General features: G+C 62.2%; 10 protein-coding genes. 2 read left to right on the forward strand and 8 right to left on the reverse strand.

Annotated elements, in window-relative coordinates; genetic code table 11:
* The 8 genes from HY962_11475 to HY962_11510 all read right to left on the reverse strand — a co-directional run bounded on the left by HY962_11475 (window position 1) and on the right by HY962_11510 (window position 8,281).
* Complete coding sequence (locus tag HY962_11475) at window positions 1-1,248, reverse strand: STAS domain-containing protein (GenBank protein MBI5647542.1); 1,248 nt, start codon at window positions 1,246-1,248, stop codon at window positions 1-3.
* Between the two features lie 34 nt (window positions 1,249-1,282).
* Window positions 1,283-2,311, reverse strand: a complete 1,029-nt coding sequence (locus HY962_11480; GenBank protein MBI5647543.1) for an ABC transporter substrate-binding protein — start codon at window positions 2,309-2,311, stop codon at window positions 1,283-1,285.
* A gap of 65 nt (window positions 2,312-2,376) precedes the next feature.
* Entirely contained in the window at window positions 2,377-2,712 is a 336-nt protein-coding gene (locus HY962_11485) for an STAS domain-containing protein (GenBank protein ID MBI5647544.1), read from the reverse strand.
* A 58-nt stretch (window positions 2,713-2,770) separates the two neighbouring features.
* The gene (locus tag HY962_11490) at window positions 2,771-3,955 is read right to left on the reverse strand and encodes a SpoIIE family protein phosphatase (GenBank protein ID MBI5647545.1); all 1,185 of its coding nucleotides are present in this window, start codon (window positions 3,953-3,955) and stop codon (window positions 2,771-2,773) included.
* Between the two features lie 136 nt (window positions 3,956-4,091).
* Window positions 4,092-5,582 carry a glycosyltransferase family 39 protein gene (locus tag HY962_11495; protein ID MBI5647546.1) on the reverse strand — a complete coding sequence of 497 codons (1,491 nt, stop codon included), beginning with the start codon at window positions 5,580-5,582 and terminating at the stop codon, window positions 4,092-4,094.
* A 27-nt stretch (window positions 5,583-5,609) separates the two neighbouring features.
* Window positions 5,610-6,038, reverse strand: a complete 429-nt coding sequence (gene mscL / locus HY962_11500) for a large conductance mechanosensitive channel protein MscL (GenBank protein MBI5647547.1) — start codon at window positions 6,036-6,038, stop codon at window positions 5,610-5,612.
* 28 nt (window positions 6,039-6,066) lie between these two features.
* Window positions 6,067-6,921 carry a DUF3078 domain-containing protein gene (locus HY962_11505; GenBank protein ID MBI5647548.1) on the reverse strand — a complete coding sequence of 285 codons (855 nt, stop codon included), beginning with the start codon at window positions 6,919-6,921 and terminating at the stop codon, window positions 6,067-6,069.
* A 118-nt stretch (window positions 6,922-7,039) separates the two neighbouring features.
* On the reverse strand, window positions 7,040-8,281 hold the full coding sequence (locus HY962_11510) for an MFS transporter (protein MBI5647549.1): 1,242 nt from the start codon (window positions 8,279-8,281) through the stop codon (window positions 7,040-7,042).
* A gap of 224 nt (window positions 8,282-8,505) precedes the next feature.
* On the opposite strand from HY962_11510, the gene HY962_11515 reads away from it, so the two are divergent.
* On the forward strand, window positions 8,506-10,104 hold the full coding sequence (locus HY962_11515; protein MBI5647550.1) for an indolepyruvate ferredoxin oxidoreductase: 1,599 nt from the start codon (window positions 8,506-8,508) through the stop codon (window positions 10,102-10,104).
* A complete protein-coding gene (locus HY962_11520) occupies window positions 10,101-10,697 on the forward strand; it encodes an indolepyruvate oxidoreductase subunit beta (protein ID MBI5647551.1) in 597 nt (198 codons plus the stop codon). The genes HY962_11515 and HY962_11520 overlap by 4 nt, the downstream gene beginning before the upstream one ends.
* Window positions 10,698-11,054 lie beyond the last annotated feature (357 nt).

Below are 11,054 nucleotides of genomic sequence, written 5' to 3' on the forward strand. Positions count from 1 at the left end.
TCAGCCCTTCACCGATGTGACGGGACCGAACCAGCAGGCGCCGCGCAGAAATTCGCTCTGCCCGCGCCCGGTGAACGGCCGGTCGTCGTTGATCAGATGCAGCAGCCCCAGCGAACTCTCGCTGTCGAATGTGTCGGGATCGAACATGGTGGCGACGGTCTGATGCAGGTCGAGCTTGCCCTTTGTAACGTGACGATACGAAAGAGCGGCGGCATGCGCGTGCGCAACGATGTCGGAACCGGTCGCGAGCGGACGCAGGAACGGGCGCAACGCCGCGTCTTCGCCACGGGCCACGATGCCCACCACCCACGCGAGACTGCGCGCGTGCAGGGGTTCGAGCGAATATCCGAACCACTCGCGCACTTCGGGATGTGAAAACACCGCGCTGCCCGGCTGCACCGGCGACCGGCGCAGCCAGGTGCCCACGAGCCCCGAGGTCTCGGCCAGCACCACAAAACCGACGGTGCCGCCGCCCGCCGTTTCGTGCAAACGCAGAAACAGCTCGGAGGCGGTGAGCGCCTCGCTGTGATTCTCGGTTTCAAATCGCGCGTGATGCGTGAACGCGCCCTGAAGGAGCACACCCGACAGCACGTGGACCGAGGGAACAAAGGAGCGCCGCGCGATGTCGTAGTCGGGCAGATTCGCACCGTTGCCGGGAAGATGGAACACCGCCCCGCCCATCGCGAGGTACTCGCCGAAACGACCGGCGCAGTCGTCGAAGTTCTCGCCGATGGCGCCGATGCCGAGGCCGAAGGTGGTGGAGGGATACGGCACGCTCGTGCAGTCGTCACGCGTGTACGCGGCGTCCGCGAGCAGCTCGGGCCTGCCGATGGGCCTGCAAGAAAGCCCTGTCTGGCCGCCCAGCGGATAGACGAGGTACGAGGCCGCGGCGGATTCGAGCCGTGTCGCCGCCTCCTCCTTCGCCTGCTTCGCCACGGGCGCTTCCTTGCCGGCGAGTAGAAACTGTGTGACGCCGGAGAGATCGAGCACCTTGCGGACATTGTCCGACGGATTCACGACGCGCAGCGCGCCCTGCATGCCGAGCAGCATCTTGTAGTACCGCAGCAGCACGCTGATGCCCGCCGAACTGAGGAAATCGACCTCGCGGAAATCGAGCACGATCACATGCCGGTTCTCGCGCACCAGCGTCTCGAGTTCGCGCGTGAGATGTGTCGCCCAGTGCGCGTCAAGACGCCCGCGAAGGCGCAGCTCGGCCTCGCCTTCGACGTGGTGTACGGTGATGTCCATCGCGGGCCGGAGCGCCTCCGTGACTCGTCTGCGCTTACTGGGTGATGACGGAGTCCGCCTGCGCGAGCACCGATGGCGGAATGGTCAGCCCGACCGCCTTCGCGTTCGCGGAGTTGACGATGAGATGGAACTTGTCGATGCGGCGGAACGGTATCGCGGCGACTTTTGTGCCCTTCATGATCTGCGCAATCGTCTCGGCGGCTTCTTTTGCCGACTCGTAGTAATCCGGCGCGAACACGATGCTCGAACCTGTCCGCGCCTGTTCGTTCACGAACGAAAACACGGGGAGGTTGTACTTGCGGGCCGTCTGTGCGATGATCGGGAACATGGCGCTCGTCAGGTTGTCCTCGATCTGGCAGATGGCGTCGGGCGTGCGTGAACAGAGCGCATTGACGGCCGGTGCCACGTCGGCCTTGGTGCTGACGTCGATGGCGTCGACGGTCATGCCGTGTTTCGCGGCCGCGGTGATGAGCTGCGACTTATAGTATGTCGCGTTCATCTCGAGCGACGAGAACAGCGTGCCGATGCGTTTGGCCTTCGGCATACATTCCTTGATGTAGCCGAGCATGCGGTCGAAGGTCGTGTTTGTGTACACGCCTGTCACATTCGGAAGATGGACGCTGTCGTTGACGCCCACGGTGGAAATGACGAAGGGATTGGCGACCACCATGAACACGATCGGCGTGTTGTCGACGCGCTTGATGGCGGTGTGCAGCGTGGAGGTCTGCAGCGAAATGAGCAGGTCGGTGCTGCCCGCGGCAACCTTGTCGAAGAGTCCGCGCAGCACGGGCACGTCGCCATGGGCGTTCATCGAGGTGATCTCGAAGTCCTTGCCTTCGACAAGCCCGACGTCGCGCAAACCCACGCGCAGGCCGCGCTCGGTGTCCTCGGTCTGCTGAAGTTCTTCAAACTTGACGATCGTGAAATTCCACATCCGTCCGCCGGGTCCTGCCTGCCCCCCCTCGTCGCCGTCCGATTTCTTGCAGGAGGCGAAAAACACCGTCGCTGCCGCGACGACGAGCACGAGCGGAATGAGACGGTGATTGTAGACCGTAGTGCGCACGTTGAGACTCCTTGAAATGTGAGGTTCAGATGGTGATTGTGAGCGCGTCCGACGCGTGAACGGCGTCAGGAGACGACCGCGATCGCGTCCTGCTCGGTCTCCTTCAGCGGAAACACCACATGGAGCCCCGCGATGGTGAAGACCTTGGTGATATGCGGATTGAGGCCGAAGAGCGCCATTTTCCCGCCGCCGGCCATGAGCCGCTTCATGCCGATAAGCAGCACGCGCAGGCCCGAACTGTCGATGTAGTCGCAGCCCGTGAAATCGACCAGCAGCCGCGTCTCGCCCGCTCCGATGCACTGCATCATCTGCTCTTCGAACGGTTTCACTGTCACGGCGTTCATGCGGCCGACGAGCCTGATAACGGATACGTCGGTATTTTTTTCCAGAATGACGTCCACGTGTGTATTCCTGCTTCTGTGCTGAGGAAATGCTGCTCGATGGGTGCGGAGAGGCCGGTCAGATGCCGTTTCCGCGGTATCGCAGGGCGAGGGAAGTGATGTCGTCGGACTGCGCGGCGCCGATTGTGAAACCGCGCACATCGTCGAGGATGCGATGGACGAGGTCCGCCGGAGCCCGCTCTGTATGCAGGGCGAGATTTTCCAGCAGGCGCTCGTCGGAGTACATGCCGCCCGTCGCGTCCATGGCTTCGGTCACACCGTCGGTGTACAGGTACACGCTGTCGCCGGGTTGCATGCGCAGGGTGAGCTGTTCGTAGGGCATGCCGCTCATGACGCCCAGCACCAGACCGTTTGCGCCTTTCAGGATCTCGACCTTGCCCGACGGCTGCAGCACGCAAGGTTCGTTGTGTCCGGCGTTGCAGTACGTGAAGTCGCCTGTGCGGACGTCGAGTATGCCGTAGAACACGGTGACGAACATGCCCGAGTCACTTTCGGAACTCAGCACGTCGTTCACGTGTGCCATACATTCGGCCACCGTCACGCCGCCGAGTGCAGTGGAACGGATGAGCGTGCGCGACATCGCCATGTAAATGGCGGCGGGAACACCCTTCCCCGACACGTCCCCGATCACGACGCCGAGATGCTGGTCGTCGAGGAAGAAGAAATCGTAGAAATCGCCGCCCACCTGTTTGGCGGCCTCCATGTGCGCGTACATGTCGAATCGCATCTCGGTGCCATCGGTCGGGAAGGCGTGCGGAAGTATCGACTGCTGAATGCGCTGCGCGACGCTCAGCTCCTGCCTGATGGCGATGAGCTGCTCGCGGGTCACCTCGGCCTGCTTGAGCATGCCGAGAAGTGTCCGTGTCTTTTCAATCGTGATTTCAAGGTCGTTGAAATCGATCGGCTTGGTGATGAAGTCGAACGCGCCGCGATTCATCGCGGTGCGAATATTCTCCATGTCGCCGTACGCCGATACGACGATCGACTTGAGGATGGGATTGATGACCTGTTCCCGCAAGCGCGAGAGCAGGGTCAGGCCATCCATCTGGGGCATGTTGATGTCGGTGAGAAGGATTTCGACGTCCGGTTCACGTTCGAGCACGTTGAGGGCCTCGACACCATTCGGCGCAAATACGAACTCCAATTCCTTCTGCTGTATCTTTTTCCTGAAACGCTGGCGAATCAACAATTCCAGATCAGGCTCATCATCAACAACAAGTATCTTGAGTGACGTGTCCTGCATACGGGGAAACCTTGGCGTTGAAGTTATGGACAGGCACCACGGGCAATGTACAATCCCGTTAGGCCCGCTGTAATGTGGCACAGTATCACGGCAATATACACCAAACGGAACAACTTGCAACCGCGAGACGGCCGCATCAGGGAGGGTAGCTGTAGCTGCGGACCGAGATCGGACCAAAGTCCCGCGTCTCCTCTTGCACGCAGTTCTCACGCAGAGCCGCGGGCAGGAGGCGGCCGCGATCGCTGTATTCGAAATGTGTGTACACGAGCCAGACGCGCCGTTCCCGCGCACACCGCGCCCGCGCCGCGGTCGCGGCGTGCGCATCCATGCGCGGTTCCCAGCCGCCGTCGAACAGTGTCGCGGGTATTCCCGCCAGCCGCAGCCGCCGCGCGCGGTCGCCCGCGTAATACGTGAAGGGAATCTGGCCCGTGGGTGTATGGAACAGCACGAGATCGCCCTCGCGGGCGCCGCGCACAACCGCCGTTGTCGCCTCCCGCCACGGCTCCTTCCGGTACTCGCGATGGTACGCCACGAGTCCGACGCATTGCAGCGCCGCCACCGCGCATACTATCGCCATGCGCACCCAGCTTCGCGCGGCGGGCGCGGCGAGGCAGCCCGCCGCGATGTACAACGGGAGCGCGCTCCACAACAGGGCCCGTCCGACAAACACCGGCTTCCACAGACTTATCAGCAACAGCAGCAGCGGCCCCCCCACCTGTATCAACAGCAGAATCCGCACCTGCAGCGCGGCGCGCCTACGCAGCACCGCCCACCCGGCAAAACCGGCCCCGGCACAGACAAGCAGGACCACAGCACCGGGTACGCCAAGCAGGTCGGCATAGGCGGCGTAGACAAATGCCAGCGAGCGCAGCACATACGCCGCGTCGGGCACAGGAATCCAGAAATCGGTGGCAACCTGCCGCGCCTGCGTAAAAAACAGCGGGGCCAGCGGCAGCCACAACGCACCAAGTGATGCGCAGGCGAATACCCAACGGCGCGCGAACGCCCATCGCTCAGCCGCGGGACGCGCACGGAAGACGAGGCCGAGCGCGATCTGTGTCAACATCGCGGGCAGCAGCGCGCTGTGCTGCGCGTGTAACGCGAGCGCGAGACCCGCGACGATTCCCGTCCACGACGACAGGCGCCCCTTCCCCGCCTCACGCGCGAGGCGCAGCACACCCCACAGCGCCGCGGCGATGCCGCACACGAGCAAGGTGTACATGCGGGCCTCCTGGGCGTACCGGATCTGCGCGGGTGCAAGCGCAAAAAGCAACGCGGCGGCCACTCCCGCGCGGCGGCCTCCCGTGGCCCGCGCGGCGCCATACACAAAAGGCAGCGCCGCGGCGCCGAACAACACCGACGGCGCGCGCAGCATGGCCTCGCTCTCACCGAACACGCGAGAGATGTGCAGAATGGCGTAGTACAGGGGCGGATGCTGGTCGACACGTTGCAGCACCGATGTGAGATCCGACCACGGCAACCTCGCGAAAAAGAGACTGCTGGCCTCGTCGAGCCAGAGGTCCTTCGCACCCAGGCCGTACATGCGCAGCGCTCCCGACACAAGTGTCAGGAGCGCCACGATGAGGATTTCGCGCCGTTGCGGTGTGAGTGTGAGACGCTGCGGCACGACGGTCGCCGGTGAAGGCGGTGCGGACTATTTCTTCAGGTTGTCACGGATCTCGCGAAGCAGGAGCACTTCTTCGGGCGGTTCGACCGGAGCCGGCGGCGCGGGAGGTGTTTCGCGCTTCAGCTTGTTCACGGCCTTCACGAGCATAAATATCGCAAACGCGACAATCAGGAAACTGATCACGGTGTTGATGAACTGTCCGTAATTCAGTGTCACGGCCCCCGCCGCCTTCGCGGCTTTCAGATCGGCGTACGGACCCGCGGCCGCGGCACCTTCCTTCAGGAGAATGTAGAAGCCTGCGAAATCGACTCCGCCGAGCAGAATGCCTATAGGGGGCATGATGATGTCGTTCACGAGCGATGTGACAATCGTCCCGAACGCGGCGCCAATGATGATACCCACGGCCATGTCGAACACATTGCCGCGCATGACAAATTCTTTGAACTCTTTCAGCATGACGTTCTCCTTCCGTTAATGGTACGCATCAGAATATTGTGTAGCTCAAACCCAGCGCAAGAACCTGCTTCATCTGCGTTCTGCGGGTCTGCGCAATCTCGTGCACCACGAGCACGTTCAGCGACACGTTGATGTAGGTGTTGACTTTCGCCGTGATGGAATTGTCCCAGCGCACGTCCCACACGTCGAGTTTGTCGAATGCCGAGAACATGTTGAGCTGCGAGGTGTACATCATGTTCTCCATGATCGGCACCTTGATCGAGGTGCCGGATTCGATGCCGGTCTGTACACGCGTCGTTTTGGCGGGATCGCCCGTGTATCCGAAACGGGCGTATTCCGACGAGAAGGTCTCCTTCACGGCGACACCGAGACGTGTGGCGAACTGCTCCGACGGTGCGTAGGTGAATCCGGCGCTCTGCATCAGATAGCCCGGATCAAAAAACGCGGAGGTCTGCGTGCGCACATCCACACCGTTCGCGTCCTTCAGCATCTTGAATCCGGGGGCGAGCTGTGTGCGCGCGGTGAACGCGAAGAACGGATTCACCTTCCAGCCCACGTTGTACGCCAGGATGCTCTCGAAAAAGAGTTCGTCATCCGTTTTTTCGAATTGTTTGGATCCGATCTTTGTCTGGCCGTACATGACCTTCAGCGTGTTGGTCCAGACGTAGCTTTCCTGTGTGTACAGGGATTTTCCGTTGGCGGCCAGGGTCCAGGCGAGCGTGTTCTCGCCACCCTGCACCCAGTTCTGCAGACTCACCTGCGTGACGTTCAGTCCCGCGACGAGTGTGTTGTTCCAGCCGTACTCCGGCGCCTTCTGTTCCGTCTGAGCAGCAAGGTTCGACGCGGCGAGCATGAGAATGAATACCGTCGCTAAGCGGCGCATGATGACTGTTCCCTCGTATGGTGGATGAAAAGTGGCATGGCTGCGGGCTGATTGGTGGATGGCGCCGCTGTGTGTAATAATGTAGAGCGAACGGTATGGAATGTCAAGAACCGAGGAGTCAACTCTCGTGTCGCGGACGGATCGGCGCCGGATGCAGCCGGATGCTTGCCCACAGCAGCGCCATCGCCGTCGCCGCGGCGAGGGCTGCGACAGGAAACACAATCCAGTACCCGACTCCTTCGGCGAGTGCGCCGATGGCAAGCGCGTTGGCCGCGGCACCCACGTCCATCATGCCCGTGACCAACGCCATGGCGCTGCCGGTGAAACGTTCGGGCGCCATGGCGTAGCCGAGCGATGCCACGGCGGGAAAGGCGATGCCGTGCGCAACCCCGGTGAACAGGCCTGCCGCGACGAGCACCGGTGTGGAAGGGGCGAACGAGAGGAGCAGAAGTCCGGCCGCGTAGACGCCGAAGCTCGGGAGCAGCACGCGGCGCAGCCCGCGTTTGTCGCCCCAGCTCCCGCCGACAAAACGGATGAGTGCCCCGCCCGCGCCCCACGCGGCGAAATAGAAACTGAACTGCGCGAGCCCGCGCTCGGCCGCGACCGTCGCCAAAAAACTTTGAGGTGAGGAGTATGCCACCGCGAGTAGAAAGGCGAGTACCGCCACAAAACGCATTTCCTTTGTGCTCAGGGCGCGGATCACCTCGCGCGGCGTGGGGAAGCCGGCGCGTTTGCGCTCGAGCCACACAAACGATACTACGGCGGTTGCAAGCACGCCGATGAGGGCCATCACATAGAAAAAGGCGGCGATGCCCAGCGACGCGATCAACCATTCACCGAGCGGCGGACCCGCAATCGCGCCCGCAAGCCCCGACACACCGTACATGGCGATGGCTTCGTTGCGCCTCTCGGGCGGCGCGATCTGCGCGGCCAACGTGAAGGTGGCCGAGAAGTGCGCGCCGTACCCGAATCCCTGCAGGATGCGCAAGGGCCACACCAGCAACGGAAATCCCTGTCCCAACAGGGCGACGTATCCAAGCGCGGGCAGGCTCAGGCACAAACTCCCGAGCATCAGAACGCGTGTGGCACCGAAGCGGTCGATGAGATACCCGACCAGCGGCCTCCCCGCAACCGCGCCCACGGAATACATGCCCATAAAAAGGCCCACCAGCGCGATGCCTCCCCCCTCGCTGCGGACAAACAGGGGATACATGGCGTTGTTCGTGAAATGCAACGCCAGGATGAAGTTGTAGCTGAAACCGAGAAAGAACGTGGGCGTGTAAAGGCGCGTGGAGGGCACGGGAGTTTCGAAGTGCTTCGTGTCGGTGATGGATGTGCGGCGTGCGGCGGTAATGTACACCGTTCCTCGACCAGAACATCAATCGCGCCCCTCGGGTGCCCGCGTGCAAATCGGGAATCCCATCACTCGCGGGGAATCGTCCCGCGACGCGACCATGTGCCGGTAGGAAAAGAACAGCGTCGCTCGTATTTTTCTGGACAGGTTCGGTCGGCTGTCCGCATCCGCTCCCACCGTCCACTCCGCTTCATCTTCTCCCCACCATACAATCTGATCGAGGAACGCACATGAACCGCACGCTGCTGCTCGGGGACGAGGCCATCGCCCAAGGCGCTCTCGACGCCGGCCTTTCCGGCGTATACGCATATCCAGGCACACCCTCCACGGAAATCACCGAATACATTCAGCGATCGACGGAGGCCCGTGAACGCGGCGTCCACTCGCAGTGGTCGGCCAACGAAAAGACCGCGATGGAATCGGCGCTCGGCATGTCGTACGCGGGCAAGCGCGCGATGGCGTGTATGAAACACGTCGGACTCAACGTGGCCGCCGACGGCTTCGTGAACGCGGGCATCACAGGCGCAAACGGCGGACTTCTCGTCGTCTCCGCCGACGATCCGTCGATGCACTCGTCGCAGAACGAGCAGGACTCGCGCTACTACGGGAAGTTTGCGCTGATTCCGACTATCGAGCCCTCCAATCAGCAGGAGGCCTACGACGCGATGCATTACGGTTTCGACCTGTCTGAGAAATACGGGACGCCGGTGCTCATACGCATCACAACCCGCCTCGCGCATTCGCGCGCGGGCGTGGCGATGCGCGACGTGCGCCGTGAAAACGAGGTGAAGCTGCCCGAGAACAAACGCCAGTTCGTGCTGCTCCCGTCCATCGCGCGAAAGAATTACGACTCGCTGCTGAAGAAACAGATCGCCTTCGACGAGGATTCGCAGAACTCGCCTTTCAACGCGTACATCGACGGACCCGACCGCTCGCTCGGCATCGTGGCCTGCGGCCTCGGATACAACTACCTTCTCGAGAATTACCCCGACGGCTGCCCGCACCCCATTCTGAAAATCGGGCAGTACCCGATTCCCAAGCTCCACATGAAGCGGATCTTCGACGAATGTGACACGATCCTCATCCTCGAGGAGGGCGCGCCCTTTGTCGAGGAGCAGCTCCGCGGCGTGCTCGACGAAAGCGGCAAGATCCGCGGGCGCCTCGACGGCGTCGTCCCGCGCGCGGGCGAACTCAATCCGAACATCGTTGCGCGGGCCCTCGGCCGCGAGGTGCACACGGGCGAAGTGGTGACCGACGTGGTTGTGCCTCGCCCGCCCGAGCTTTGCAAGGGTTGCCCGCATATCGACTCCTTCGACGCGCTCAACGAGGCGCTGCAGGTGTACGAGGAGGGCCGTGTGTTCTCCGACATCGGCTGTTACACGCTTGGCGCGCTCCCGCCGTTCAACGCCATCAACTCCTGCGTCGACATGGGCGCCAGCATCACGATGGCCAAGGGCGCGGCCGACGCGGGCCTTGTCCCCGCCATCGCCGTCATCGGCGACTCGACATTCACGCACTCCGGCATCACCGGCCTGCTCGACGCCGTGATCGAGAACTCGCCCATCACCGTGCTCATCGTCGACAACGAGACGACGGGCATGACCGGCGGTCAGGCCTCGCATGCGCGCGGCAAGCTCGAGGACATCTGCGCGGGCGTGGGCGTGCCCCGCGAGCACATCCTCGTGCTGGAACCGCTGCACCGCAATCACGAGAGCAACGTCCAGGCGATCATGAAGGAACTCGAATATCCCGGCGTCTCCGTTGTCATTCAGAGACGGGAATGTATACAGACCGCTGCCGACACACGAAAGGAGGCGAAGAAACAATGAAACGCGACATCATTCTCGCCGGCGTCGGCGGACAGGGCATCCTCACCATCGCAACCGTGATCGGATATGCCGCGGTACAGAAAGGCCTGTACTTGAAACAGAGCGAAGTACACGGCATGTCACAACGCGGCGGCGACGTCTCGTCGCATCTGCGTATCGGCGACACCGAGGTGCATTCCGACCTCATCCCCGAAGGGCGCTGCGATCTGATCATCAGCGTGGAGCCGATGGAATCGCTGCGCTACGTGTCCTTCCTCAAACCCGACGGCTGGGTCATCGCGAACCGCAAGCCCTTCGTCAACGTGCCGAACTACCCCGAGTACGAGAAGGTGTGGGAACGCATCGAACATCTGCCGCACAGTGTGCTCATCGACGGCGAGAAAATCGCCCGCGAAGTCGCCACCGCCAAGGCGGTGAATATTGTGCTCCTCGGCGCGGCATCCACGCACGTGGGCCTTCCGGTCGAGGATCTCATGGACGCGATCCGCACCATCTTCGAGCGCAAGGGACAGGCCGTCGTCGACGCGAACCTCCGCGCCTTCGAAGCGGGCGCCACCTTCGCGGACCAGTGGGAACACGCGCACGTCGCGTAAGTCTATCGCGTAAGCCCGTCGCGTGTAGTTCTCCCGAAACTCCGCCCGTGTCATTTGTATGAGTCGAGTCAGGAGCTAGGAGCTGGGAACGAGGAACTGGGAACTGGGAACTAGAGGATAGGAAATAGGAAACGGAAAACAGGAGACATGAACTCACACAGTGACTGTCTCCTGTTCCCATTTTTCCCAACTCCCAACTCCCAGCTCCTAACTCCTATGTCTCGTCCTAAAAAAAGTTGACAGAAAAATCGTTCGTGTATCGCTTCGTTATGGATGTTCTAGTGATCGTTTTTCCACGTGTGATCGGTTCGGAGTGGTCGTTTCCGGCATCGAGACGCGTTGGTGGTAGCAGAAGCC

Source organism: Ignavibacteriota bacterium (assembly GCA_016218045.1).
Lineage (GTDB): Bacteria > Bacteroidota > Ignavibacteria > SZUA-365 > SZUA-365 > JACRFB01.

Excerpts from the sequence above, each read along its gene's own strand:
- HY962_11475 (MBI5647542.1), bottom strand. The coding sequence starts at position 1,248 with ATGGACATCACCGTACACCACGTCGAAGGCGAGGCCGAGCTGCGCCTT.
- HY962_11490 (MBI5647545.1), bottom strand. The coding sequence starts at position 3,955 with ATGCAGGACACGTCACTCAAGATACTTGTTGTTGATGATGAGCCTGAT.
- mscL (MBI5647547.1), bottom strand. The coding sequence starts at position 6,038 with ATGCTGAAAGAGTTCAAAGAATTTGTCATGCGCGGCAATGTGTTCGAC.
- HY962_11505 (MBI5647548.1), bottom strand. The coding sequence starts at position 6,921 with ATGCGCCGCTTAGCGACGGTATTCATTCTCATGCTCGCCGCGTCGAAC.
- HY962_11515 (MBI5647550.1), top strand. The coding sequence starts at position 8,506 with ATGAACCGCACGCTGCTGCTCGGGGACGAGGCCATCGCCCAAGGCGCT.
- HY962_11520 (MBI5647551.1), top strand. The coding sequence starts at position 10,101 with ATGAAACGCGACATCATTCTCGCCGGCGTCGGCGGACAGGGCATCCTC.